Origin of the sequence: Sphingomonas sp. Leaf37 (genome assembly GCF_920939475.1) — a bacterium.
In the GTDB taxonomy this organism is placed as follows: domain Bacteria; phylum Pseudomonadota; class Alphaproteobacteria; order Sphingomonadales; family Sphingomonadaceae; genus Sphingomonas.
Window position 1 is genome coordinate 574,628 of sequence record NZ_CAKLAX010000002.1, and the last position, 26,095, is coordinate 600,722.

Here is a 26,095-nt window from a genome sequence, read left to right on the forward strand (position 1 = left end):
GCCTAAGTCGCTATCCCTATGACCTCGACCAACGACATCCGCCGCGGCTTTCTCGACTATTTCGCCGCGCAGGGGCACACGATCGTGCCGTCCGCACCGCTCGTGCCGCAGAACGATCCGACGCTGATGTTCGTCAACGCAGGCATGGTGCCGTTCAAGAACGTCTTCACCGGCCTCGAATCCCGGCCATATGTCACCGCGACCAGCAGCCAGAAGTCGGTCCGCGCCGGCGGCAAGCACAACGACCTCGACAATGTCGGCTATACCGCGCGCCACCACACCTTTTTCGAAATGCTCGGCAATTTCTCGTTCGGCGACTATTTCAAGGAACAGGCGATCCATCATGCGTGGACGCTGCTGACCGACGTCTGGGGCATTCCCGCCGAAAAGCTGACCGCCACCGTCTACCACACCGATGACGAGGCGCATGCGCTCTGGACCAGATACCTCCCCGACGAACGCATCATCCGCATCGCCACCAAGGACAATTTCTGGGCGATGGGCGACAGCGGCCCGTGCGGTCCGTGTTCGGAAATCTTCTACGACCACGGCGACCACATCTTCGGTGGGCCGCCCGGCAGCCCGGATGAGGACGGCGATCGCTTCGTCGAGATCTGGAACCTCGTGTTCATGCAATACGAGCAGGACGCGAACGAAATCGTCGGCGAACTGCCCAAGAAGGCGATCGACACCGGCATGGGGCTGGAGCGGATCGCCGCGGTGTTGCAGGGCGTCCACGATAATTACGACACCGACACCTTCAAGGCGCTGATCGCCGCCTCGACCTCGCTGACCGGCACCGATGCCGAGGGGCCACGCAAGGCGTCGCACCGCGTCATCGCCGATCACCTGCGCTCGTCGGGCTTCCTCGTCGCGGACGGCGTGCTGCCCGCCAACGAAGGCCGCGGCTATGTGCTGCGCCGGATCATGCGCCGTGCGATGCGCCACGCGCACCTGCTCGGCGCGAAGGAGCCGTTGATGCACCGGCTGGTGCCCGCGCTGGTGGCAGAGATGGGCGCGGCCTATCCCGAGCTCGTCCGCGCGCAGCCGCTGATCGAGGCGACGCTGCGGCAGGAGGAGACGCAGTTCCGCAAGACGCTGCAAAACGGTCTCAAACTGCTCGACGAGGCGACCGCAGGCATGCAGCCCGGCGATACGCTCGCCGGCGAAACAGCCTTCAAGCTCTACGACACCTTTGGCTTCCCTTACGACCTTACCGAGGACGCGCTACGGGCGCAGGACTTCCACGTCGACCGTGCCGGCTTCGACGCCGCGATGGCCGAGCAGAAGCGCGCCGCCCGCGCCGCGTGGAAGGGATCGGGCGCCAAGGCGTCCGACGACCTGTGGTTCGACATCGCCGAGGAATCCGGTTCGACCGAATTCATCGGCTATTCCGCCGACGTCGGCGAGGGCGAGGTCGTTGCGCTGGTAAAGGACGGCGCGCGCGTCGACCATGCCGCGGCGGGCGATACCGTTGCGATCATCGTGAACCAGACGCCCTTCTATGGCGAAAGCGGCGGGCAGGTCGGCGACACCGGCACGATTTCCACCGATGCCGGCCTGCGTGCGTATGTCAGCGAGACGTCGAAGCAGCTCGGTCGCATCTTCGTCCATCACGCCACCGTCGAGGCCGGTACGATCGCGGTCGGCGACGCGGTGAAGCTCCAGATCGACGTGGCACGCCGCGCGCAGATTCGCGCCAACCATTCGGCGACGCATCTGTTGCACGAAGCGCTGCGGCAGCGGCTCGGCACGCACGTCGCCCAGAAGGGCTCGCTCGTCGCGCCCGAACGCTTGCGCTTCGATGTGTCACATCCCGTTGCGATGACAGCGGACGAACTGGCCGATGCGGAGGCGGCGGTGAACGCGCAGATCCGCGGTAACGGAACCGTCACCACCCGCCTGATGACCCCCGACGAAGCGATTGCCGAGGGCGCGATGGCGCTGTTCGGCGAGAAATACGGTGACGAGGTGCGTGTCGTCGGCATGGGTACGGAGGACGGCGGCAAGACCTATTCGATCGAGCTTTGCGGCGGCACCCACGTCAACGCGCTCGGCGATATCGGCCTGTTCAAGGTGGTGGGCGAGGGCGCTGTGTCGTCCGGCGTCCGCCGTGTCGAGGCCCTGACCGGCGAAGCGGCTCGCGCCTATCTCACCGCGCGCGACGAACGCTTGCGCGAAGCCGCGACCGCGTTGAAGACCACGCCCGACGAGGTGCCGGCACGTGTGGTCGCATTGCTCGACGAACGGCGCCGGCTGGAGCGCGAACTCGCCGAGGCCAAGAAAGCGCTGGCGATGGGTGGCGGTGCGGGTGGCGCGGCTGCCGGACCGGAAGAGATCGGCGGCGTAGCCTTTATCGGGCAGGTGCTCGACGGCTTCGAGGCCAAGGGTCTGCGTGGCGCGGTCGACGACGCCAGGCAGCGGCTGAATGGATCGGGTATCGCGGTGATGGTCGCCGTAAACGACGGCCGTGCCTCGATCGCAGTCGGTGTCAGCGACGATCTGGTCGCGCGTTTCAACGCGGTCGACCTGTTGCGCAAGGCGGTGGCGGTGCTCGGCGGACAGGGTGGCGGTGGCCGGCCCGACATGGCGCAGGGCGGCGGCCCGGACGGATCGAAAGCCGCAGATGCGGTCGACGCAGTCCGGCAGGCACTGGCGGCGTAATAGCCCTCCGGGACGATCTGATACCCTTCGTCGTCCTAAGAACGCGCGCGGGTGGACAGGGAATCCCGGTAACCGGAGACGGCGACACGGGCCGTCATGGGCTCCGAAGCCCAAATGAAAACGGGGAGGGCGTAAACCCTCCCCGTTTCACCGTGTTTGACCGAAGCGATTACTTCGGTGCGGCACTGTTCGTGGGGGCACCGGCACTTGCGCCGGCCGTTGCCGCAGCAAGCTGGTCGGCCGTGATACCGACGATCACCTTGCCGCTCGCATCCGCCGAGAAGCCGGCGATCGGCAGCTTCACATCGCCCTTGGCCGTAGTGACCGTAACGAACTGATCATCGGCCGTCTTGATCGTGCCCAGCGATGCGCCGTTCAACCCGCTGACCGCGGTGCCCGGCGTCAGCTTCGCCTTCACGGCCGCCTGCGCCTGTGCCTGCGAACTGGCGACCGCCGCATCGAGGTCGGCCTTGGTCATGGCCATTGCAAAGCCCTTGTCGGTCTTGCCGATCGAGGTCGGCGGCACGGGGACCTGCACGGTCCCGGTGTTGAGCACGATCGCCTGTGGCGTGATGCTGGCGACGGTGCCGAGCGCGACGCCGGCGCTGTCGTAGATCGTCGCGCCTACGGTCGGAGCGGTGGCGGTCGCATCGGCCGATGTCGCGGCCTGTGCCGGAGCGCTTGCGGGCAAGGCTGCACGGCCGGGTGTGGCTTGCTGTGCCAGAGCCGCGGCGGGCACCATCATCAGGCTGCCGATCGTCAGGGCTAGGGTACGCATGAGGATTCTCCATCTTCTGTCGTTGTGACAGGGTAACGATGGTATGTCCGATGCGGTTCCGCCCGCCTTTGTCGGCGAGCGGAGAGCCTAACGGGATCAGCCGGTTACAGGCAAACGGACTGTCCCGTCCTCATCTCGTTCCAGCGGCGAGTAGGCGATGACCGTTTCCAGCAGCAGTGGACCGTAGAGGTGCGGGAACAGCTGCCCGCCCCGCGATTCCTCCCATTTCAGCGAATCGCCGAAACTGCCGAGATCGACCGCGGCGACGTGCAGATCGCTCTGCCCGGCGAAATGCTTGTCGACGGTTTCGGTCAGTTGCGCTGCGGTCGACATGTGGAGGTATCCATCCGACAGGTCGACGGGTGCGCCGGGGAACGTCCCGTCGCGTTCCAGCGCCGCCATCTGCTCCGCGGTCAGGACCTTGTACGCGGTGGTAGGGAGGTCGTTCACGCCTCGTCCTCCCCGCCATCCGCGTCGCCGTCATCCGTCTCGCCGACAGCCTCGTCCATCGTCTGCGGTCCGGTGCCGTCGTCGACGATCAGCGCATCCCCGGTCGGCGTGGCGGGAGCATCGCCCAATTCCTCGGCAACGATCGCCTCGGCCTCGTTCTCGGGCTCTTCCTCCTCGTCGATCCGCGCGGCAGAGACGACATGCTCGTCCTTTGCCACGCTGAACAGTGTCACGCCCTGCGTGTTGCGCCCGGTGACGCGGACGTCGCCCACCGACATGCGGATCAGCTTCGCCTGATCGGTGACCAGCATCAGCTGCTCGCCCGAATGCGCCGGGAAGCTCGCGACGACCGGGCCGTTACGGCCGGCCGAGACGATGTTGGTGATGCCCTGACCACCGCGGTTGGTGCGGCGATATTCGTACGCGGAGGTGCGCTTGCCGTAGCCGTTCTGCGTGACGGTGAGGATGAACTCCTCCGCCGCAGCGAATTCGGCCATCCGATCGGGGTCGAGCGTCGATTCGCGCTCGCCTTCCTTCCAGCTCGCCGCCTTCAGGTACAATTCGCGTTCCTCGGCCGTCGCCGCGAAGCCGCGCAGGATCGACAGGCTGATGACCTCGTCGTCGCCGATCAGGCTGACGCCGCGCACGCCGGTGGAGGTGCGGCTCTGGAATTCGCGCACGTCGGTGGCGGCGAAGCGGATCGCCTTGCCGTTGCGCGTCGCCAGCAGCACGTCGTCGGTCTCGGTCAGCACCGCGACGCCGATCAGCTTGTCGTCGGACCCCTCGTCGAAGCGCATCGCCAGCTTGCCGTTGGTCGGGATGTTGGCGAACGCATCCATCGCGTTGCGCCGTACCGTGCCGTTGGCGGTCGCGAACATGACGTGCAGGTCGCCCCAGCGCGTCTCGTCCTCCGGCAGCGGCAGGACGGTGGAGATCGTCTCCCCCTCCGCCAGCGGCAGCAGGTTGATCATCGGCCGCCCGCGCGTCGCCGGTCCGCCCTCGGGCAGGCGCCACACCTTCTTGCGATAGACCTTGCCGTGGTTGCTGAAGAACAGCACCGGCGTGTGCGTCGAGGTGACGAAGAGCGAGGTGATCGCATCCTCTTCCTTTGTCGCCATGCCGGCGCGGCCCTTGCCGCCGCGCTTCTGCGCGCGGAACGCATCGAGCGGCGTGCGCTTGATATAACCCTGCACGGTGACGGTGACGACCATCTCCTCGCGCTCGATCAGATCCTCGTCGTCGATGCCATCGGCGGCCGCGGCGATTTCGGTCCGGCGCGGCGTCGCGAAGATTGAGCGGACATCGACCAGTTCCTCGCGCATCACCTCGTACAGGCGGACACGATTGCCGAGGATTTCGAGCAGGGCCGCGATCGAATCAGCCAGACCCTTCAGTTCGTCGCCGATCTCGTCGCGGCCCAGCGCGGTCAGGCGATGCAGGCGCAGATCGAGGATCGCGCGGACCTGCGTATCGGACAGCTTGTAGCCGTCACCAACCTGGGTGCCCTCGACCGCCTCCACGAGGCTCAGATAGGGTGCAATCTCGGCGATCGGCCATTCGCGCGCCAGCAGTGCCGCGCGCGCCTCGGCCGGGCTGCCCGACCCGCGGATGATCCGCACCACTTCGTCGAGATTGGTGACCGCGATCACCAGACCCAGCAAAATGTGCGCGCGGTCTCGCGCCTTGTTCAGCTCGAACTTCGAGCGGCGGGTGATGACCTGTTCGCGGAACTGGACGAACGACTGGATGATGTCGCGGAGGTTCAGCGTTTCCGGGCGGCCACCGCGGATCGCGAGCATGTTGGCGGGGAAGCTGCCTTGCGCCGGCGTGTGCCGCCACAATTGGTTCAGCACCACCTCAGGCGTCGCATCACGCTTCAGGTCGATGACGATCCGAACGCCTTCACGGTTCGATTCGTCGCGAATGTCGCTGACGCCCTCGATCCGCTTGTCCTTGGCGGCCTCGGCGATCTTCTCGACCAGCGCATTCTTGCCCTGCTGGAACGGGATGGCAGTCAGCACGATCGACCGGCGGTCGCCGCGCGTTTCCTCGACGATATGCCGCGACCGCACGATGATCGAGCCGCGACCAGTGTGATACGCCGATCGCGCCCCGGCCTTGCCGAGGATGATCGCACCCGTCGGGAAATCGGGACCCGGTACGATTTCGATCAGCTCGTCGATCGTGATCGCCGGATTGTCGATATACGCGATGCAGGCGTCGACCACCTCGCCCAGATTGTGCGGCGGAATATTGGTGGCCATGCCGACCGCGATGCCGCCCGCACCGTTGACCAGCAGATTGGGGAAACGCGCCGGCAGCACCTGCGGCTCGCGCTCGCTGGCATCGTAGTTCGGCTGGAAATCGACGGTATCCTTGTCGAGATCGTCCATCAGATAACTGGCCGACCGCGCAAGGCGCGCCTCGGTGTATCGCATCGCGGCAGGCGGATCGGGATCCATCGAGCCGAAGTTGCCTTGACCGTCGATCAACGGCAGCCGCATCGCCCAATCCTGGGTCATGCGCGCCAAGGCGTCGTAGATCGACTGGTCGCCGTGCGGGTGATATTTACCGATCACGTCACCGACGATGCGCGCGGACTTGCGGTACGGCCGGTTGAACAGGAAGCCGTTCTCCTGCGCGGAGAACAGGATGCGCCGGTGCACCGGCTTCAGGCCATCGCGCACATCGGGCAGTGCGCGCGCCACGATCACGCTCATGGCATAGTCGAGATAGCTCGACTTCATCTCGTCGACGATCGAGATCGTCGAAATGTCGCCGTTATGGGGGGTAGGTTCGGCGAGTGTGGTCTCGTCGGCCAAGGCAATACGCTTTCGGATTGTTACAGATGTGTGCCGATCATGTAGGACGCCGCGACAGGAAAGTCACGTGCGCGCAGGCACGCAGGCGCACGTACGCGAGGGCTTTTCGACCGCGTCTGACGAGCCGCCTCCGCAGCCGGTCTCAGGGTGCGACTTCCTTGCCCTCGAAGTCGAACAGCTTGCCGCTGTCGGGCGCCTTCAGGCCGTCTATCACGTCGAGCAGCTGCGACGCTGCGCGGTCGGGCGTGAACAGCGTACCCGGACGCACGTTGCCCTGAAACGGTTTGGACAATGCCGTATCGACCGTCCCCGGATGCAGCCCGACGATGATCGAACGATCGTTGCGCCGCTTTTCCTCGATGCTCAGCGTCCGCACGAGCTGGTTGAGCGCCGCCTTGGCCATGCGATAACCGTACCATCCGCCCAGCCGATTGTCGGAGATGCTGCCGATCCGTGCGGACAGGAACGCGAACACGCTGCGGCCCTGCTTCGGCATCAGCGGCAACAGATGCTTGGCCACCAGCGCCGGCCCGATGGCGTTGACCGCCATCGTCGTCGCCAGCCACGCGGGGTCGAACTCGCGATAGCTTTTCTCGGGAGCATGCGCGTTGTCGTGAAGCAGGCCGGTCGCGACGATCACCAGCGACGGCGGCGGGCCGGCGGCAATCCGCGCGGCGGCGGCCGCGATGCTGACCTCGTTCGCGATGTCGATCCGGTCGTCGCCCGATCGCGACAGCCGGTGGACGACGCCGAACGTGTCCTCGTCCGCGATCGCGTCGGCCAGCGCCGCGCCGATCCCGCCGGAACTGCCGATCACCACGGCGCTCGTCATGCCCGCGCTCATCGCGCGAACCGCCATTGATCGTCCGTGCTCTCGTTCGCATCGAACGCATAGCCGGCGCTGTCGAACCCCCGCATCGCGTCGATATCGGTGATGCGATGTTCGATCATCCAGCGCGCCATCAACCCGCGTGCCTTCTTGGCGTGGAAACTCACGAAGCGGTCGCCGTCGCGAAAATCGACCGCGACCACGCGTACGCTACCGGGCAATCGCGCCGCCACCGCCGCCCAATATTCCTGACTGGCCAGGTTCAGCATGACGCCGCTGCCATCCTCCGCGACGTCCGCAGCCAGTAGCGTTGCGATACGATCCCCCCACCAGTCGGTCAGTTTCTTGACGCGCGGCCCCCACCGCGTTCCCATCTCCAGACGATACGGACGCATCAGGTCCAGCGGCCGCAGCAGGCCATATAGACCGGACAGCAAGCGCAGATGATCCTGCGCGAACGCGATCGCCTCGTCCTCCAGCGTCCTGGCATCCAGCCCGGTGTAGACGTCGCCGTCGAAGGCGAACATCGCCGGGCGCTCCGGTGCATCGGCGAAATTGCGGAAGCGGTCGGCATTCAGCTTCGCCAGCGCCGGCGAGATGTGCATCAGTTCCGACAGCTTCTTCTGCGTCAGGTGCGATGCCGCCGCGGCAAGCGTCGTCGCCTCCGTGGCGAAGCGTGGCGTGGTCGGCGTGAGCGCCGGCAAAGGAGACTCATAGTCGAGCGTCTTGGCGGGGGAAAGGACGGCGATCATCGCATGTGGCGGTAGCCGCGCCGGACCCTGCGTTCAATCACCGTTCAGCGGGTCTACGGCAAACGGATGCGTCATGGCTTTGCTTGAACGGCCCGCGACGGACCGTTAGAGCGCCGCGAACGTTAGCGGCAGCGATGCCCCCAACTTGTCGGAGAGAGAGTTAGCATGAAGACCCTGTCGAAGCTCGCGCTGGCCGCGGTCCTTGCCACCGGCGTGAGCGGTCTGGCGATCGTCGCGCCCGCGGCTGCCAAGGACAAGAAGGAAGAACAGGCGGCACCCGGCTTCAAGCTCAGCAAGCCCGTCCAGGCCGTCGCGTTCCAGGCGCAGGAAGCGATCAAGGCCCGTAACCCGGCGGTTGCCGAGCCGATCGTCGCACAGATCGAAACCGCCGCGACGACGGATGACGACAAGTACATCGCCGCCGCTCTGCGCTACGATCTGGAGAATACGAAGCTCGCGCTGGCGCAGGCCGCCAACCCCAAGGCGCCGCTCGACGAGACCGTCCTCGCAAAGCCGCTGGACGCGTTGCTCGCTGCCAAGAGCACGCCGGCGGCCGACCGCGGCAAGTACCTCTTCCGCCGCGGCCAGCTCGCCTACAACAGCCAGCAATATCCGGTGGCGTCGCAATATTTCACGCAGGCCAAGCAGGCCGGCTACACCAGCGGCGATTTCGATCTGCAACTCGCCAAGGTGAAGGTACAGGCAGGTGACGTTGCCGGCGGTCTTGCCGATCTCGATCGCTACGTGACTGCGCAAAAGGCTGCCGGCCAGACCGTGCCCGAAGCCTATTATCGCTTCGGCATCGCGACCGCCAACGGCAAGAAGATGGCGCCGGAGACGCTGGCATGGATGCAGAAATACGTCACCGCCTATCCGAACGCCAAGGTATGGCGTGACGTGGTCCTGCAATATGCCTTTGCGCAGAACAGCCTCGCGATGCCGGACAAGGCGCAGAACGTCGATCTCTTCCGCCTGCTGCGTGCGGCGGGCGCAATGCCCGACCAGTCGATGTACGAGGAATACGCCAAGAACGTCTTCGATCGCGGCAATCCGTACGAGGCGGCAGCGGTGCTCAAGGAAGGTATGGCATCCGGCAAGATTCCGGCGAGCAGCAGCTTTTCGAAAAGCCTGCTGACGGCGGCTAACACGGCGATCAAGAGCGAAGGATCGCTGGCGGGTAGCGAGAAGCAGGCGCTGGCCGCGAAAGACGGCAAGATCGCGTCTTCGACCGGCGATGCCTATCTCGGCCAAAGCAACTACGCCAAGGCTGTCGAGATGTACCGCGCCGCGCTCAGCAAGGGCGGCGTCGACGCGAACGAGGTGAACACCCGCCTCGGCATCGCGCTGGCACGTTCTGGAGACAAGGCCGGGGCGCAGGCCGCATTCGGTGCGGTCACCGGCAATCCGCGCGCCGGGATCGCCGCACTATGGACCACGTGGACCCAGGTCGGTTCGGGACCCGCGGCGGCGGCGGCTCCGGCGGCCTGATCCAAGACCCGCTGATAAGAAGGGGCGGTCCGGCGACGGGCCGCCCCTTCCTTTTGGGGGTTAGTCGATGGTGACCGGGATACCCGACGTCGACTTGGCGGTACGGATCGTCAGCGATGTCTTGACGCTGGCCACGTTCGGGGCAGGCGTCAGATGCGTGGTGAGGATTTCCTGAAAGCTCTTCAGGTCGCTCGCGACGATCTTCAGGATGAAATCGATTTCCCCGTTGAGCATGTGGCATTCCCGTATTTCGGGGATATCGGCGACATGCGCCTCGAACGCGGCCAGATCGTGCTCCGCCTGGCTGCGCAACGACACCATCGCAAAGACGGTGATCGGGAAACCCAGACTGGCGGGATCAAGATCGGCGTGATAGCCGCGGATGACGCCTGCCTCTTCCAGCGCACGGACGCGGCGCAGGCAGGGCGGGGCAGTCAGCCCGACGCGTTCGGCCAGCTCGACATTGGTCATCCTGCCGTCCTGTTGCAGGTGGGCGAGAATCTGACGATCGATCCGATCGAAGGACATTGCGTATTACTCTCCGGAAACAGGCCGAACTCGCGCGGCGGCTTCCCCTAATCATAAGAAAATTGCGGCGCAACGCAATTGTCCCACTATGCGACGACGCGAAATCACCTGTTCCCCCCGCGACTCAGGCTCGTTAAGAAATAGGCGCGCGCATCCTTCGGGTGAGCGGTTCCCGGGAGTTGATGTGCGTTTCGACGACAGCCTCAAGACAGTGCTCTCTGCCGATATGGAGACTGGCTTCGGTGCGCAATCCGCGTGGCGGCAGCTCGTCGATCTGATGGGGCGTGGCCGCATTGCGGTGGACGAACCGGCGTTGGCTCGCCTGCGTCTCTTGCGGCAGGCGGTGCCGCTCGGCGTCCGCGCCGCCAGCGCCCGGGCTCTGGCGTTCGCCACTCCACCCGCGGCGCTCGTCGGCCTTTTTGCGGAAGACGAACTTGCGGTCGCGGCACCCGTCTTGCGGACGGCGGAGCTGGCCGGGGCCGACTGGGTATCCCTGTTGCCTCGCCTAAATCCGCAAGGACGCGCGCTGCTTCGCCATCGGCGCGATCTGCCGGCGGAGGTGGGACGGGGGCTGGAAAGCTTCGGACCCGCCGATTTCATACTGCCCTATAGCGCGCCGATCGTCGCCAACGACCTCTACCAGGACGTGTCGGTTACCGCGCCGGATGACGGCGACGGCCCGGGCGATGCCAGTCCGGTCGCGGGATCCGACGTGGCGCCGGCGGCCGTATCGAGCGTGCAAGACGATCCGATCGTGGATATCGAAGCGCCGCCTTCACCACCCGAGTTACGACCCACGCCTGCGGGTGGCTTTTACATCGCCGATCTCGTTGCACGGATCGACGCATTCCAACGGCAGCGCGAGCCCGCCTTTGCCGCGCCGGATCCCGGGCAGCCGCATCAGCCGGTGACCTGCTTCCGCTTCGACACCGACGGGCAGGGCATCATCTGCGCGGTCGAGGGCGTATCGCGAAGTGCGCTGGTCGGGGCGTCTCTCGCGTCCGGCGCTGCACAGGGTGAAGTGAAGGTGGATGCCGTGATGAACGGTGCGCTGCGTCAGCGTCAGCGGTTCGCCGGCGCGCGGCTGGACGTCGGTGGACGATCCGATGCCGCAGGGTCGTGGCGCGTTGCCGGTACGCCGCAGTTCGATGCCGCCACCGGGCGGTTCACCGGTTATGCGGCGATCGCCCGTCGGCCGCGCAGCGACGAAGAGGCAGCACAGGTGCCCGGCAAGGCAGCGTCCGATTCGCTGCGGCAACTCGTGCATGAACTTCGGACGCCGACCAATGCGATCGCCGGTTTCGCCGAGCTGATCGAGGCACAGCTGCTGGGGCCGGTGTCCCCCGTCTATCGGGATCATGCGATGACGATCCGCAGCCAAGCGGCCAGCTTGCTGGGCGCGATCGAGGACCTCGACACGGCGGCCCGCATCGAGGGAAAGGCGCTCGAACTTCGGCCGGGGCCGGTCGCGATCGAGCCGATGCTGCACAGGATCGCGCGCGATCTGGCGCCGCTCGCTACGTTGCGGGGCACGGCTATCGACGTTCATCCGATGGGCGATCATGCGGCGCTGACCGATGATCGCAACATGGAACGCCTGTTGTCGCGGTTGCTTGCCGCACTCACGGCCGCGGCAGCATCCGGCGAGCGCATCGACATCGCCGAGGCACCGGCACCTGCGGGTCAGGTGGCGATCTGCTTCGCTCGGCCGGTATCGCTCGGCACGGGCGGGGAAGACGTGCTGCTCAGTATCGACGGAGACGGGGTCGGCACCGAGGGGGAGGGCGCACCTCTCCTCGGCACCGGGTTCGCGTTGCGTCTCGCCCGTAATCTGGCGATCGAGCTGGGTGGCGAGCTGATCTTCGGCGACCACCTGCTGACTTTGCGGTTACCCGCCGCTGCTGACGTCATAGCGGAGCGGGCGATCCCCTGACCGTGGCCACCGGCGCCGTTGCCCCATACCGGATGCCGGCGCCCGCGTTGGAAGACCAGATATGCTGGCCCGACGACTTTGGCACCCGCTTCATCGTCTTCGTTGATGTCGAAGAGGAATTCGACTGGTCTGCGCCGTTAAGCGCCGCCAACCGTTCGGTACAGGCGATGCGGGCGCTGCCCTCCGCCCACGCCCGCTTTGTCGATCACGGCGTGGCACTGGCGTGCATGGTCGACCACCCGGTGGCCGTCGATCCGGCTGCAATCGATATCCTGCGCGGCGTCCTCGCCGACGGTCGATCCTCGATCGGCGCCCAATTGCACCCATGGGTCACGCCGCCATTCACCGCGCCGCAGCCGGGCGACAGCTACGCGGGAAACCTTTCCCATAATCTGGAGGCCGCCAAGCTCGACACGCTGACCGATGCGCTGCATCGCGCGTTCGGTCACCGGCCGCAGGCGTATCGGGCCGGTCGGTATGGGATCGGCCGCCATACGGCCGCATTGCTCGCGAACCGGGGCTACCGGGTGGAAACGTCCGTCCGCGCCGGATACGATTACCGCTTCGATGGCGGGCCGGACTTCAGCGCGATCGGCAACGCGTCATACCGGCTCGGCACGCTGCTCGAAGTCCCGTTGACGACAGTCTTCACCGGCAGGCTCCGTCGCTGGGGCGAGCCGCTGTATCCACTGCTCGGGCATGTACCTCATGCGCGGGGCATCGGCGCCCGATCCGGTCTTTTGCAACGCGTGGCGCTCACACCTGAGGATATGCCGATCGAAGCCGCTCTGGACGCCGTCAAGGTCGCGGTACTGGAGGAGCGACAGAGATTGCTCAGTTTCTCCTTCCACTCGCCATCGCTGGAGCCGGGCCATACGCCTTATGTACGCGATCCGGATGATCTGAAGCACTTCTGGGTCTGGTGGGACCGCATGTTGTCATTACTCGCGGGGCTAGACGTACGGCCGATCGGCTTGAGTGAACTGATCGATTGCTTCGACGATCTGGTGTGCTCCAGCTAGCTTTATGGCGTTCTTCATATTCGCGATTCGAGATACGTATGACAACGGTGTGACATTCCCTGTCGATCATGCACGATCCCGGTCATACGGCCGTCGATTCCTCCGTTTGGAAAAACATCCGACTCGATATCTTCACTGAGCCAAGATGACGCGGAGTGCCTTGTGGAAAAGGTCTTTCGATTAAACAGACACTTCTGCGGAATTCGAAAAACTCTATTGCGTTTCTCGACGAATGTGACCATGGGTGCCGCTCACCATATGAGAGGGGGGACCATTATGGTTGCCAAGTATCTGATGGCTGCAGCTGCAGCCGCCCTTGCCGTGGCACCCGCCGCGGCTGCTCCGTCGAATCCCGCCGCGAGCCTGTCGGTTTCCAAGTCGGTTCGCACCGGTTCGGTTTCGAAGAAGAGCAACGAGCTCGCCGGTGGCGGTCTGATCATCGCGCTGATCGCGGCGGCTGCGGTCGTTGTGGGCATCGTGGTCGTCGCCGACGACAGCGACAGCAACTAATACCTGCCGATATCCGGCGGAGTTCCCAAGACGCTCGTCGGACATCATTCAGGTTAGACAAGGGGGGCTTCGGCTCCCCTTGTTGATTCTGGCGTCCGTCACGACTGGAAGCGTCGCGCAGGCGATAGATAATCTGTCGGAAGCCTATCAAGAAAGCCCGGCGGACAATCGTGGGCAACGCCTAGGCCCAGCTAAGATGCCTTCTCCGATACACAGCATCGCTTTCATGGGATAAGCTTGGGCGGCATCGACGGCGTTAGCCGTTGATGATCGAGCGAAGAGGACGACCCGTCGACGTCGCCATGATCAGACGCCAGTGGATAAAACTCACTTGCCGAGCGGCGTAAACTGCATGGCAGTTCTATGTGATAGATAAAATGGTCGGGGAGACAGGATTCGAACCTGCGACCCCCTGGTCCCAAACCAGGTGCGCTACCAGCCTGCGCCACTCCCCGACATGCCCAGCGACCCATAAGTGCTCCGCAGAGCTCATCGGGTGCGAACAACCCGCTCCTAATCGGACAAGCGCTTACTGGCAACCCAATGTGTCACCTTCGTCGACCGCCAGCGATGATTTCGCCCGGCATAGCGCACCGCCCGCGAGATCACCTTAGAAAGCGGATACGACTGCTGACGGCTTCGCGATCCACGCCGCCATCGATCACGACCCAGCGGGGAATATCATCACCAACCGACCATGCTCATCGAGCTGCCGACGCAGGCGTACGTGGTGGGCCCGGCAGGACTCGAACCCGCAACCTAGCCGTTATGAGCGGCCAGCTCTAACCATTGAGCTACAGGCCCACACGCAAGGCGTTCGCTAGCGCACCCGTACGCAAAGAAAAAGCCGGTGCGGGTCGTCTTATATAGAAAAAGGGGCGCTTCCCTCGCGGAAAACGCCCCTTTTCGGATCGTGCAACAGCATGACCGGCGCACCGGGTAACACCCGGCGCAGCGCGATTACATGTTGTCGGCCTTCTCCTCGGCTGCATCACGGACGTTGTCCGCTGCCGAGTTGATGTTGTCGGCCGCGTTCTCGAGAACGGCTTCAGCTGCACCGTTTGCGGTGTTGTCAGCCATGGCGTCCATGTTGTCCGCCTGCATTTCCATGTTGTCCGCCAGCATGTCCGCGTTGTTCTCAACGGCAGCAGCTTCAGGCGACTTCGAGCAGGCAGCGACGGACATCAGGCCGGCGGCAGCGAGAACGAAAGCGATCTTCTTCATTCGAATGCTCCCAAGCAAAGCAAAAATCGCGGCCGGCCCGATCGCCGTCGCGAGACAGCCCAAATACCGCACGACTCCCCCCGGTCAATCACCAAATTCATCCGGGGGAAAGGTGTGCGCCAGTCGGAGCCCGCTGCACCCCGTCATTTGCGCGGCGTGACCGGCCCGATCTCCTCCGGCGCATTGGCCACGATCGCCAGCATCGTGGTCCACGCAGCGACGTTCTGGCGCAGCTGTTCGGGGTCGATCCGGTCGAGCGTGTCGTCGGGTGTATGGTGCGTATCGAAATAGCGCGTGCCGTCCTGGTTCAGGTCGATCGCCGCCACGCCGAGCGCCATCGTCGGGCCGACGTCGGTGCCATCCCCGCCAACGCCCGATCCGCGACTGATCCCCAGCGGCGCCAGCGCGCTCTGCAGCCGATCCGCCACCGCCTTCGCGCTCTCGGGCAGATTGACCTCGAACCGCCAGACGCGATCCGCGCCGAAGTCGCTCTCGCCGGCGGTGGCGTGCCGCTCGCCGCCATGGACGCGGGCATATTCCTTGCCGCCATAGCCGCCCGGCTCCTCGGCACCGAACCAGACGACGCGGATCGTACGGCGCGGGCGTGGCCCGTCGAGCAGTCGCTTCGCGGCCGCTGCCGTGATGCCAACGCCCGATGCGTCGTCAATCGCACCTGTTCCGAGGTCCCAGCTGTCGAGATGCCCGCCGATCAGCACGATTCCCGCCCCGGGATCGGTCCCGGGTACCTCGGCGATGACGTTGCCCGATGTGCCGGTGCCTGCGAAGCGCGGCGTCAGCACCAGCTTCAGCGTGATCTGCTTGCCGCGCTGCGCCATCCGCTCGATCAGTTCCGCGTCCGGCACCGACAGGGCCGCAGCCGGGATCGGTGCGACGCCGGCGGGAAAGTTGGTGCCGCCGGTGTGCGGGTTACGATGATGGTCCGTGCCGATCGACTTGATCACGACCGCCGCCGCGCCCAGCTTTGCCGCCAGCGCCGGCCCGACGAAGCGGGCAGGGCCGTATGCGCCATAGCTCGATCCGTCCTGTGTCGGCTGCATGGCATTGCCGATGTAGACGATCTTGCCGCGGACACTTGCGGGGGTGGCGTTGGCGAGTTCGCCATAGGTGCGGAACACCGCGACCTGTGCGGTCAGACCTGCCGCCGGAGTGGCGCCCGAATTGCCCAGCGCCACCAGCTTCAGCCGCTGCGGGAAGGGTGCGAGCACCTCCGCGATTTCCTCGCCGCGCAGCCAGACCGGCATCTGGTACGTCTCGACATGCACGTTCTTGAATCCCAGCGCTTTCAGCTTGGCGACGCTCCACGTCCGGGCCCGCGCTTCGGCCTCCGTCGCCGCCAGCCGCTGGCCGACTTCCGTGGTCAGCCCCTCGACGATGTCATAGGCGACATCGTCCTTCAACGCAGCGTCGCGCAGCGCTGCAACCTTCGGATCGACCGCCGCAGGCGCAGGCGGTGCGACGCGCTGCGCCGCCAGGGTGTCCGGCAGGGCGGTAGAAGCGGCGAGGGCGAGCAGCGCAAGCGTCAGGCGGGTCATTCGGTCAATCCCCTTGTCATTCTTCGATGACGACGGTGTGAGCGAAGCGGGCGGCCAGCACAAGCACCGCGGATTTGCACCCGGCCACTGCGCTCGCTACATGCGCACGGCAGAAATTCCGTCCGTATCGATCAGGAGCGCGTGCCGACCATGGCCGTCCAGTATACCTACGTCATGAAGGGTCTGAGCAAGACCTTCCCCGGTGCCGCCAAGCCGGTCCTCAACAACATCCACCTGCAATTCATCCCGTCGGCGAAGATCGCGATCATCGGCCCCAACGGGTCGGGCAAGTCCACCCTGATGAAGATCATGGCGGGTATGGACCCCGACTTCACCGGCGAGGCCTGGGCCGCCGAGGGCATCAACGTCGGCTATCTGGCGCAGGAGCCGCAGCTCGATCCGAGCAAGGACGTGATGGGCAACGTCAAGGACGGCGTGCGCCCGATCGCGGATCTGGTCGATCGCTTCAACGCGATCTCGGCCGAGATGGGCGATCCCAAGGACGACACCGATTTCGATGCCTTGATGGAGGAGATGGGCGACCTTCAGGCCAAGATCGACGCGGTCGATGGCTGGTCGCTCGACAGCCAGCTCGAACAGGCGATGGAGGCCCTGCGCTGCCCGCCCGGCGATGCCTCGGTCGAGAATCTGTCCGGCGGTGAAAAGCGCCGCGTCGCGCTGTGCAAGCTGCTGCTCGAAAAGCCGCAGATCCTGCTGCTCGACGAACCGACCAACCACCTCGACGCCGAAAGCGTGTCGTGGCTGGAGAACTACCTGAAGGAATATACCGGCAACGTCATCCTCGTGACGCACGACCGTTACTTCCTCGACAATGTCGTCAACTGGGTGCTCGAACTCGATCGGGGCCGGTATTACACCTACGAAAGCAACTATTCGGGCTATCTGGAAAAGAAGGCGCAGCGCCTCAGCCAGGAAGAGCGCGAAGAGGCCGGCAAGCAGAAGGCGATCGCCGACGAGCTGGCATGGATGCGACAGACCCCAAAGGCCCGCCAGACCAAGTCGAAGGCACGTATCCGCGCATTCGACGAGCTGATGGAAAAGCAGGAAAATCGCGTCGCCGGCAAGGCCGCGATCCTGATCCAGCTGCCCTCGCGCCTCGGCGGCAAGGTGATCGAAGCCAAGGGGCTGACCAAGTCCTATGGCGACAAATTGCTGTTCGACGGTCTCGACTTCACGCTGCCGCCGGGCGGCATCGTCGGCGTCATCGGCCCGAACGGCGCCGGCAAGTCGACGCTGTTCAAGCTCATCACCGGGCAGGAACAGCCCGACAGCGGCACGATCGAGGTCGGGTCCACCGTCAAGCTCGGTTATGTCGACCAGAGCCGCGATCACCTCGATCCCAACAAGAACGTCTGGCAGGAAATCTCCGACGAGCTGGAGGTCTTTCGCTTCGGCAAGCAGGAGATGGGGACGCGCGCCTATGTCGGCGCGTTCAATTTCCGCGGGCAGGATCAGCAGAAGAAGGTCGGTCAGCTGTCGGGCGGTGAACGCAACCGCGTCCACATGGCCAAGATGCTGAAGGAGGGCGGCAACGTTCTGCTGCTCGACGAACCGACCAACGACCTCGACGTCGAGACGCTGCGTGCACTTGAGGAGGCGCTGGAGACCTTCGCCGGTTGCGCGGTGGTCATCAGCCACGATCGCTTCTTCCTCGATCGTCTGGCCACCCACATCCTGGCGTTCGAAGGCGACAGCCACGTCGAATGGTTCGAAGGCAATTACGAAAGTTATGAAGAGGACAAGCGTCGCCGCCTGGGCGACGCCGCCGACCGTCCTACGCGTCTGGCCTACAAGAAGCTGACGCGCTGACCCCGACGCGGGGCGGCGATGGCGCGCCGCCCCGTTCATAAGCCACGATCCAGCCCGAACCGGGTTGAAAACGGTCGCATCCGATGTACTTGGCGTCGGGCGAGAGGCGATCGGGCAGCAGCCCGTCCAAGGAGATGCGAAGGATTGGCCGTGGTCGAGGAATCACCCGGCGGGGATCAAGCGCCGGGCGCGGGTGAGCTGCAATACCGGCTGCAACAGCAATCGGTGCTGGCGAAGTTCGGTATCGAGGCGTTGCGCGCCCGCGACCTGCAACCGATGCTGCAGCGCGCAGTCGAACTGTGCGCCGAGGGCATGCGCTCGCGCTATTGCAAATTCCTTGAACATTGCGCCGATGAAAACGTGCTGCTCGTCCGCAACGGAGTCGGCTGGCGCGAGGGCGTGGTCGGTGGCACCGAGATGCGCGCCGATCTCGGTTCACCCGCCGGTTACGCCTACCACACCGGTGAGGCGGTGATCTCGAACCATCTCGAGAACGAGACGCGCTTCCGCACGCCCTCGTTCATGGCCGATCACCACATCCGCCGCGCGATCAACGTGCTGGTGGAGGCGAGCGGCCGCCGTTTCGGCGTGCTCGAGGTCGACAGTCCGGACGAGGGCAAGTTCGAAGCATCCGACCTCGCCTTCATGCAGGGGTTTGCCAATCTGATCGGCGTAGCGATCGAGCGACAGGAGGCCGAGCGCCGGCTCAACCACGCGCTCGAGCATCAGGAGCTGCTGACGCGCGAGGCGAGCCATCGCGTCAAGAACAGCCTGGCGATGGTATCGGGTCTGCTCAACCTCCAGATGCAGGCCGATCCCGACGAACGGATCACCCGACTGCTTGGCGATGCTCAGGCGCGGATCACCGCAATAGCGCAGGCACACGACCGTTTGTGGCGTGGTGAACAGGTCGGCATCGTCGCTCTGGACGATCTGATCGGCGGCATCGTCGAACAATTGCGCGAACAGGCGCCGCTCCACACCATCGCCTGCGACGTCGCACGCATCCACATCAGTGCGGATTCGGCCATACCGATCGGCTTGCTGGTGACGGAACTGGTCACCAACGCGATCAAATACGCTTATGACGACGGCGGCGAGATCCACGTCGCGATCGTCGACAGGGCACAGGAATTGCACCTCACGGTTCGCGACAATGGCCACGGCCTGCCCGAAGGCTTCGACCTCAAATCGGCGTCGCGGCAGAGCCTTGGTATGCGGATGATCGCCAGTCTGTCGCGCCAGCTGCGCGGCGAACTTGTCTATGAGGATGCCGTCCCCGGCACCTGCGCCCTGCTGGTGATGCCCGATCCGCGGTCAGGCTGATTACAGCCGGTCGGTTGCCACTGTCAGGCCGGGGATCGCCATGGAGGTGATGGGATCGCCGAACGGAACTTCCGCTCGCCAGTCGAACCCTGCCGTCGCCGGCATGGCGAGCTGATGGATCACGCCCGCATTCAGGTCGACGACCCAATACTCCGGTACGCGGGCGTGAGCGTACACCGCCGCCTTGCGCCCAAGATCGTGATCGAGGGTGGTATCCGCCACCTCGACCAGCAGGCTCACGCTCGTTCCGGGAATGGGGCCATCGCCACGCGGCTCCGATGTCAGGATGATATCGGGTTGAGGAACGTCATTGTCCGACAGCCGCACCGATCCTTCGGTGCCGACGAACAGGTCGATCGCCGCCGTTTCGAGCGCTTGACGCAAACGATAGGCGAGTTCGTCCTTGGCGACCATGTGCGGGCGAAACTGCGCGTTCATGTAGAGCAGTTCCCCTTCGATCAACTCAACTCGCCCGTAGCTCTCGAATGCGCCCCGCGCGTCGAGGAACATGAAGTGGTCCGCCCGCAAGGGAACGCGCAATGGTCCAGTCTTCATGGGCGAGTATTGGTTCATCGCATCATCCTATCACGCCACCACAGACCAGCCTAGCGCACCCGCTTGACGTACACCCCGTCTGGCCGCCGCTCAGACTGGAAGTTCGGCACCGCAAGGATCAGGTCCGACAACCGCTGATAGCCGTAATTCCGGGTGTCGAAGCTCGACCGGTTGCCGGCCAGCTGGCCCATTTTGGAAACGCTGACATAGCCCTTCTCGTCGCGCTTCACCGATTGATAGGCATCGATTAGCAACGCGATCAGCTCGGGATCGATCGGCTTCTTCGTCTTGGCGACGGCGATCGACGGCGGCAGCGAATCGCCGATCGGTACGTCGACGCTCGCCGGTCTCGCAGGCGCAGCCGCCACGACTTCCGCCTTCGCCTCGCTCACCAGCGCGCCGACATCAATGAAGCGGGTGCACGCCTGCTTGAACGCCTCGGGCGTCTTGGCATTGCCGAAGCCGTATACAGGGATGCCATCCTGCCGGATCCGCATCGCCAGCGGCATAAAGTCGCTGTCCGACGACATGATGCCGAACCCGCCGATCCGCCCGCGGAACAGCAGGTCCATCGCGTCGATCGTCATCTTCATGTCGGTGGCGTTCTTGCCTTTGGTCAGGTCGAACTGCTGCTGCGGCTCGATACCGTGCTTTACCGTCATGTCTCGCCAGCCCTTCAGCGCAGGCTTCGACCAATTGCCGTAGACCCGGCGAATGTTGACGGTGCCAAGTTCTGCCAGCACCGTCAGGACGGGATCGATCGCGTGCCACGACGCGTTGTCGGCGTCGATCAGCAGGGCGATGTTGCGGTTGTTGTCTTCCATGCGCGCGAACCTCGCGGGCCGGGCGCATCCGGTCAACCGCTAAGCGTTCTGCGTCAGCGGTTCGGCCCGCGATCCGCCGGACGTGCCTGACCGTGGTTCACGTCGTTCTGTTTGGTGACCCGCTCGTGTGCTTCCGGATCGTCGATTGCGCGGGTCAGGTCGTCCTTGCTGCCGACGTCCTGCGCCAGCCTGCCGCCGCTCGATCCGGCCACGGCATCGCCGGTCGGGATCATGCCCTCGATCAGATCGGTGTCGTCGTTGTCGCGGGCAGTCTCGGTGCGTGGGGTCTCGGCCATGATCGCTCTCCTTCTGCCGTCAATAACCGGGCAGAGGGGCTCAGCGTTCCTCACTCCGCCGGGTAAGTTATGGCAATCACCTCATATTCCTTCTCGCCCGCGGGCAGTACCACCCGCCGCAGGTCGCCCGCGGTTGACCCGCGCAATGCCCGTGCGATCGGGGCATTCCATCCGATCCGACCCGAACCGGCCTCAGCCTCGTCGTCGCCGACGAGAGTCAGCACGCGCTGGTTGTTGTCCTCGTCCGCGATCGTCACCGTCGCGCCGAACCACACCCGATTGCGGTCCTGTGACTTTGCAGGATCGACGACTTTGGCCGCCTTCATTCGCCTGGACAGCCAGCCCAGTCGCCGGTCGATCTCGCGCAATCGCTTGCGGCCATAGATATAGTCGCCGTTCTCGGACCGGTCGCCGTTGCCCGCTGCCCAGGCGATCGTTTCGACCAGAGCCGGGCGCTCGGTGCCGAACAGCTGCTGGTATTCGGCGCTCAGCGTCGCATAACCCGCCGGCGTGATGTAATTCGGCCGTTGTTCCACCGATCAGCCCGGACGCTTGCCCAGATACCAGCTGAGGTTCGCCGGCCCCCGGCTCTTCGCGCGGCCCGGATTGATGAGGTCGTAGACCACCGCATTTTCCAGCACGCGCTGCACGTAGTTTCGCGTCTCCATATAGGGAATCGCCTCTATCCAGTCGACCATGTCGACCCCGCCAGTGCGCGGATCGCCATTGGCGCGCAGCCACTTGTTCACGTTGCCACCACCGGCGTTGTAAGCAGCGATGGCCAGCGGATAACTGCCATAGATGCCGAAGATCCGCTGAAAATAGCTCGACCCCAGCATAATCGACAAATTGGGATCGCTCGTGAGTGCCGACGGATTGTAGGAAATGCCAATCTTGCCCGATTGTTCGCGCGCAGTGGCAGGCATCAGCTGCATCAGCCCACGCGCACCGGCATGGCTGACCGCGGTCTTGTCGAATTGGCTCTCCTGCCGCGCGATGGCGTGGATCAGCGTCCAATTGTCCTCATACCCGGCCGGCACGCTCACAGTCGGAAAGCCCGCCGCAGAATAGTCGCTCAGCCCATTCTGCATCGCGCTGCGGCCGACCATCACGCCCAGATCGGGACGGTTGATCTCGCGCGACAGTTCGGCGGCGAGCAGGTGATCGGTGTCGCTGGTCGCCTGCGCCGCGATCTGGCGGACGAAGGCCGTCTGGTCCTGCCAGCTGCCGATCTGCCCCAGGAACCGTACTGCCCGCACCGTCTCGCGGTTGGCGAACGCCTGTCGCACCGCAGGCGCGATCGCCGGCGCGCCGATCGTCGGCGGTGCCACCAGCGCTTTGCCGGTCCGTTCCAGCGCCAGCTGACCGTAGAATTGGTCGCGATAGCCCCCGGCGCGAGCGTAGTAATTTGCCGCCTCCGCCGACTTGTTCGCTGCCTCCGCCGCGCGGCCCGCCCAATAGAATCCCTTCGCCCGCGTCTGCGGCGCCTGGCTGCCGCGGCCGTAGCGCTCGAACATCACCATCGCGTCCGCCGGTCGACCCAACTGCTTCATCGCGACCTGCCCGGCGAGCCAGACGAGGCTCGTGTAATCGTCGCGCTCGCCATAGGGCTTGGTCGATACGTCGGTGACGGCGGGGTAGGCGTCGTCGACCTGTCGCGCGATATCGTAGGCGACCTGATACTGGCTGTCCGCCTGCGCACCGCGCGCATTGATCAGCAGCACCTCATACCATTTCTCGACATCGCCGGGTCGATTGGCGAGCGCCCGCGGCCGCGCCAGCCACGACCGCGCCGTCGGCGAAGCGCCGGAATTCCGCAGCCATATCGCCCGATCGGCGACATAGCCCGGATCATTAGCATACTGATCCTGCGTGCGCATCGCGAGGTCGGCAGCGTTCGCCGCGTTGGTCCGGAACGCCAGCCGCGCCTCGAATACCGGACGGCGTGCGGGGCTGGTGTATGCGATCTGCCGCCCGGCGACGCCGGTCGCGCTCTGCCAGAGCAGCGCATCCATTCGCGCATCGTGATCGTCGGGGGTCAGCGCGCCCGCAAAGCCGCTCAGCACAGTCGCCTCGTCGTTCGCCGACAACCCGCCCTTGCGCCACGAAGCCCGCGCCGCGGCCTGCGCCTCCGGCATGCGTCCGACCGCCTGAAACGCCCGCGCCTGCGCGACCAGGCCGGCACCGCCGAGCGGGGGGAAGCGGGTGAAATAGGCGATGGCATTGGCCGGCGAAGCGTTCGCCGCCTGCCGCTCCGCCGCGCGCCGGTTGGCGGCTTCGCTCGGCCAGCCGGGATGCGCCATCAGGAACCCGGCATAGCTGTCGAACGGCAGCGCATCGGTCTGCCCGATCGCCTTCCACTGCGCGATCGATGCGGCGATCGCGCCATCGGCGGGGTTCTGTGGCGCCCGCGGCGACATGTTCGCCATCTGCGTACGATAGCGGTCCAGCTGATCCTGATCCGCGGCTTGCGGAACGGGCTGAACCTGCATCTGGACGGGAGCCGCGGTGACGCTGGCGAAGGTGGCGAGAAGGAGGCCGATCGGAAGCGTGGCTGGGTGCATGTGGACATCATACGGCCTCCACCCGTATCTGTCCTGAACGAAAACCCGTCCCGGCGCAGCAGGAGCGCGAATTACCTCATGTTTTCAGGTTCCATCCCCGCCCTCGTCACGCCATTCGCCGATGACGGCATGTTCGACGAGGCTGCTTACCGCGCGCTGGTCGACTGGCAGATTGCCGAAGGATCGTCGGCGCTCGTTCCCTGCGGCACCACCGGAGAAGCGGCGACGCTGACCGCCGACGAGCATTTCGGCATCGTCCGGGTGTGCGTCGATCAGGCGGCGGGCCGCGTGCCGGTGATCGCCGGGGCAGGATCGAACGACACGGTCGTCGCCGCCGCCAATATTGCCCGCGCCCGCGACGCCGGTGCCGACGCCGCGCTGATGGTCCCCCCCTATTATAATCGGCCGAGCCAGGACGGCATCTACCAGCACTTCGCCCGACTGGCGGAAACCGCCGAACTCCCGATCGTCCTCTACAACGTGCCGGCACGCACAGTGACCGATATCCAGCCCGCCACGATGGCCCGGATCGTCAATGCCTTTCCCAAGGTATTCGTCGCGGTGAAGGACGCCAGCGGGGCGATCGCGCGGGTCTCCGCCCACCGCGAGGCGTGCGGCCCCGACTTCATACAGCTGTCGGGCAACGACGACATGGCGCTGGCCTTCAACGCGATGGGGGGCAGGGGCTGCATCTCCGTCTCCGCCAACGTCGCGCCCCGCCTGTGCGCAGAGTTTCAGGTTGCCTGTCAGTCGGGAGATTTCAAGAAGGCATTGGCATTGCAGGACAGGCTCTACCCCCTGCACGACGCGCTCTTCACCGACGCATCGCCCGGTCCGGTGAAATACGCCATGACCCGCGTACGGGCCGATTTTCCCATGGGTATCCGCCTGCCGATGACGTGGCCCTCCGAAAGCTCGCGTGCGGCAGTAGACGCGGCGCTGGCACATGCCGGCCTGATCTGACCAAGTCCTTCCCCCCTTGCGGGGGAGGAATGTCTGTCACGATCTGCCTCTGGCAGGAATAACCGCCTCCCGCTTCCCTTGCCCCCCATCACCCCCTACATCGCCCCCACATGTCGCGTCCCAAACCCGCCACCTTCGACAAGAAGAAGATCGTCGCCGAGAACCGCAAGGCGCGGTTCGAATACACCATCGACACCGTCTACGAGGCGGGGATCGCGCTCACCGGCACCGAGGTGAAGTCGCTCCGCTTCGGCGAGGGCAGCATCGCCGAGAGCTATGCCGAGGTGCGCGATGGCATCGTCTGGCTGGTCAACGCCAACGTGCCCGAATTCAGCCACGGCAACCGCTTCAATCACGAAGCGAAGCGCCCCCGTAAATTGCTGCTTCACGAACGTGAGATAAACAAGCTCCACGGTGCCGTCGCGCGCGAGGGGATGACCCTTGTGCCGCTTAGTGTGTATTTTAACGGGCGAGGGCGCGCGAAGGTGGAGCTGGCATTGGCCAAGGGTCGCAAGGATCACGACAAGCGCGCCGCGATCAAGGAGCGCGAGTGGAAGCGCGAAGCCGGTCGCATCATGCGCGACCGGGGCTGATGGCAGCCACAGCGCCGGGCATGTTCCACAAGAGTATCGCATGGTGCCGGCGCAACATGCCGACGCGCGAATCGATGGAATCAAACCGCTTGCTTCGTCCCGTCGCGCATCGCGTGATGGAGCCCGGCCTGTGGCGCTTCAATCGCCGCTCTGTTCCGCGCGGCGTGGCGCTCGGGATGGTCGCGGGCTTCCTGTTCCCGGTCGCGCAGATCGCCATCGCCGCGCTGTTCGCGTTGCCGTTCCGCGCGAACGTGCCGGTCGCGGCACTGACGACCTTCATCACCAACCCGCTGACGACGCCGTTCCTCTGGTATGTCGCATACCGTATCGGCACGTGGCTGCTGCGGAGCGACGCGCCCGCGATTACCCAGCCGGTCACACAGGCGGCTACCGGCTGGCTCCAATGGCTCACCGGGGCGCTCGACTGGCTCTGGTCGCAGGGGCCGGCGTTCGGGCTGGGCCTGATCGTCCTCACCACCGTCTGCGCGGTGCTGGGCTACGCGCTGACGGCACTCGGCTGGCGGCTGTGGATCGCGCGCAAGTGGCGACATCGTCACAATGGAAACCATATTTGACGAGCCGTTTTAACTG

The 26,095-nt window shown here is 65.2% G+C and carries 23 protein-coding genes and 2 tRNA genes; 10 read left to right on the forward strand and 15 right to left on the reverse strand.

What is annotated here, in order from left to right; translation table 11 throughout:
• The first annotated feature begins 18 nt into the window (after window positions 1-18).
• Window positions 19-2,664 (forward strand): alanine--tRNA ligase, encoded by a 2,646-nt coding sequence (alaS, locus tag LRA87_RS08155; RefSeq protein ID WP_230630868.1) that lies wholly within the window; start codon window positions 19-21, stop codon window positions 2,662-2,664.
• 169 nt (window positions 2,665-2,833) lie between these two features.
• Here alaS and LRA87_RS08160 read toward each other — a convergent pair whose 3' ends face one another.
• From LRA87_RS08160 to yaaA, 5 genes are all read right to left on the reverse strand, one after another.
• Window positions 2,834-3,442, reverse strand: a complete 609-nt coding sequence (locus tag LRA87_RS08160) for a hypothetical protein (RefSeq protein WP_230630869.1) — start codon at window positions 3,440-3,442, stop codon at window positions 2,834-2,836.
• A 96-nt stretch (window positions 3,443-3,538) separates the two neighbouring features.
• Window positions 3,539-3,892 carry a DUF952 domain-containing protein gene (locus LRA87_RS08165; RefSeq protein ID WP_230630870.1) on the reverse strand — a complete coding sequence of 118 codons (354 nt, stop codon included), beginning with the start codon at window positions 3,890-3,892 and terminating at the stop codon, window positions 3,539-3,541.
• A complete protein-coding gene (gene gyrA / locus LRA87_RS08170) occupies window positions 3,889-6,714 on the reverse strand; it encodes a DNA gyrase subunit A (protein WP_230630871.1) in 2,826 nt (941 codons plus the stop codon). Before gyrA ends, LRA87_RS08165 begins: the two co-directional genes overlap by 4 nt.
• Window positions 6,715-6,856: 142 nt before the next feature.
• A complete protein-coding gene (locus tag LRA87_RS08175) occupies window positions 6,857-7,558 on the reverse strand; it encodes an SDR family oxidoreductase (protein ID WP_230631194.1) in 702 nt (233 codons plus the stop codon).
• Window positions 7,555-8,295: a peroxide stress protein YaaA gene (gene yaaA, locus LRA87_RS08180; protein ID WP_230630872.1), complete on the reverse strand. Its 741-nt coding sequence runs from the start codon at window positions 8,293-8,295 to the stop codon at window positions 7,555-7,557. Before yaaA ends, LRA87_RS08175 begins: the two co-directional genes overlap by 4 nt.
• Before the next feature lie 165 nt (window positions 8,296-8,460).
• Between yaaA and LRA87_RS08185 the strand changes: the two genes are divergently transcribed.
• The gene (locus LRA87_RS08185; protein ID WP_230630873.1) at window positions 8,461-9,783 is read left to right on the forward strand and encodes a hypothetical protein; all 1,323 of its coding nucleotides are present in this window, start codon (window positions 8,461-8,463) and stop codon (window positions 9,781-9,783) included.
• A 60-nt stretch (window positions 9,784-9,843) separates the two neighbouring features.
• Here LRA87_RS08185 and LRA87_RS08190 read toward each other — a convergent pair whose 3' ends face one another.
• Window positions 9,844-10,311, reverse strand: coding sequence for an Lrp/AsnC family transcriptional regulator (locus LRA87_RS08190; RefSeq protein ID WP_230630874.1), 468 nt, complete (start codon window positions 10,309-10,311; stop codon window positions 9,844-9,846).
• A 184-nt stretch (window positions 10,312-10,495) separates the two neighbouring features.
• Here LRA87_RS08190 and LRA87_RS08195 point away from each other — a divergent pair, with 184 nt between their 5' ends.
• The 3 genes from LRA87_RS08195 (at window position 10,496) to LRA87_RS08205 (ending at window position 13,776) form a co-directional block, all read left to right on the forward strand.
• Window positions 10,496-12,244, forward strand: a complete 1,749-nt coding sequence (locus tag LRA87_RS08195) for a sensor histidine kinase (protein WP_230630875.1) — start codon at window positions 10,496-10,498, stop codon at window positions 12,242-12,244.
• Window positions 12,245-12,246: 2 nt separating this feature from the next.
• Window positions 12,247-13,266 (forward strand): WalW protein, encoded by a 1,020-nt coding sequence (locus LRA87_RS08200; protein ID WP_230630876.1) that lies wholly within the window; start codon window positions 12,247-12,249, stop codon window positions 13,264-13,266.
• A gap of 294 nt (window positions 13,267-13,560) precedes the next feature.
• Window positions 13,561-13,776 (forward strand): hypothetical protein, encoded by a 216-nt coding sequence (locus tag LRA87_RS08205; protein ID WP_230630877.1) that lies wholly within the window; start codon window positions 13,561-13,563, stop codon window positions 13,774-13,776.
• A 378-nt stretch (window positions 13,777-14,154) separates the two neighbouring features.
• Here LRA87_RS08205 and LRA87_RS08210 read toward each other — a convergent pair.
• From LRA87_RS08210 to LRA87_RS08225, 4 genes are all read right to left on the reverse strand, one after another.
• Window positions 14,155-14,231 (reverse strand) — tRNA-Pro (locus LRA87_RS08210).
• Between the two features lie 273 nt (window positions 14,232-14,504).
• Window positions 14,505-14,580: transfer RNA gene (locus LRA87_RS08215), tRNA-Ile, on the reverse strand.
• A 156-nt stretch (window positions 14,581-14,736) separates the two neighbouring features.
• Window positions 14,737-15,000 (reverse strand): hypothetical protein, encoded by a 264-nt coding sequence (locus LRA87_RS08220; protein ID WP_230630878.1) that lies wholly within the window; start codon window positions 14,998-15,000, stop codon window positions 14,737-14,739.
• Between the two features lie 143 nt (window positions 15,001-15,143).
• The gene (locus LRA87_RS08225) at window positions 15,144-16,553 is read right to left on the reverse strand and encodes a M28 family peptidase (protein WP_230630879.1); all 1,410 of its coding nucleotides are present in this window, start codon (window positions 16,551-16,553) and stop codon (window positions 15,144-15,146) included.
• A gap of 150 nt (window positions 16,554-16,703) precedes the next feature.
• Between LRA87_RS08225 and ettA the strand changes: the two genes are divergently transcribed.
• Window positions 16,704-18,383 (forward strand): energy-dependent translational throttle protein EttA, encoded by a 1,680-nt coding sequence (gene ettA, locus LRA87_RS08230; protein ID WP_230631196.1) that lies wholly within the window; start codon window positions 16,704-16,706, stop codon window positions 18,381-18,383.
• A 150-nt stretch (window positions 18,384-18,533) separates the two neighbouring features.
• Window positions 18,534-19,709, forward strand: a complete 1,176-nt coding sequence (locus tag LRA87_RS08235) for a sensor histidine kinase (RefSeq protein ID WP_230630880.1) — start codon at window positions 18,534-18,536, stop codon at window positions 19,707-19,709.
• Here the strand turns inward: LRA87_RS08235 and LRA87_RS08240 are convergent, their stop codons facing one another.
• From LRA87_RS08240 to LRA87_RS08260, 5 genes are read right to left on the reverse strand one after another with little or no spacing between them, the layout of a single operon-like run.
• Window positions 19,710-20,264 (reverse strand): Uma2 family endonuclease, encoded by a 555-nt coding sequence (locus tag LRA87_RS08240; protein WP_230630881.1) that lies wholly within the window; start codon window positions 20,262-20,264, stop codon window positions 19,710-19,712. It abuts the gene before it with no gap.
• 50 nt (window positions 20,265-20,314) lie between these two features.
• Window positions 20,315-21,088, reverse strand: a complete 774-nt coding sequence (locus tag LRA87_RS08245) for an NYN domain-containing protein (RefSeq protein WP_230630882.1) — start codon at window positions 21,086-21,088, stop codon at window positions 20,315-20,317.
• Between the two features lie 53 nt (window positions 21,089-21,141).
• Window positions 21,142-21,384, reverse strand: coding sequence for a hypothetical protein (locus tag LRA87_RS08250; RefSeq protein WP_230630883.1), 243 nt, complete (start codon window positions 21,382-21,384; stop codon window positions 21,142-21,144).
• A 50-nt stretch (window positions 21,385-21,434) separates the two neighbouring features.
• Window positions 21,435-21,920, reverse strand: coding sequence for a transcription elongation factor GreB (greB, locus tag LRA87_RS08255; protein WP_230630884.1), 486 nt, complete (start codon window positions 21,918-21,920; stop codon window positions 21,435-21,437).
• Window positions 21,921-21,923: 3 nt separating this feature from the next.
• Window positions 21,924-23,948: a lytic transglycosylase domain-containing protein gene (locus LRA87_RS08260; RefSeq protein ID WP_230630885.1), complete on the reverse strand. Its 2,025-nt coding sequence runs from the start codon at window positions 23,946-23,948 to the stop codon at window positions 21,924-21,926.
• 78 nt (window positions 23,949-24,026) lie between these two features.
• Between LRA87_RS08260 and dapA the strand changes: the two genes are divergently transcribed.
• From dapA to LRA87_RS08275, 3 genes are all read left to right on the forward strand, one after another.
• Window positions 24,027-24,911: a 4-hydroxy-tetrahydrodipicolinate synthase gene (gene dapA / locus LRA87_RS08265; RefSeq protein ID WP_230630886.1), complete on the forward strand. Its 885-nt coding sequence runs from the start codon at window positions 24,027-24,029 to the stop codon at window positions 24,909-24,911.
• A gap of 110 nt (window positions 24,912-25,021) precedes the next feature.
• Entirely contained in the window at window positions 25,022-25,504 is a 483-nt protein-coding gene (smpB, locus tag LRA87_RS08270; protein WP_230630887.1) for an SsrA-binding protein SmpB, read from the forward strand.
• A 20-nt stretch (window positions 25,505-25,524) separates the two neighbouring features.
• Entirely contained in the window at window positions 25,525-26,079 is a 555-nt protein-coding gene (locus LRA87_RS08275; RefSeq protein WP_230630888.1) for a DUF2062 domain-containing protein, read from the forward strand.
• Window positions 26,080-26,095: the final 16 nt, after the last annotated feature.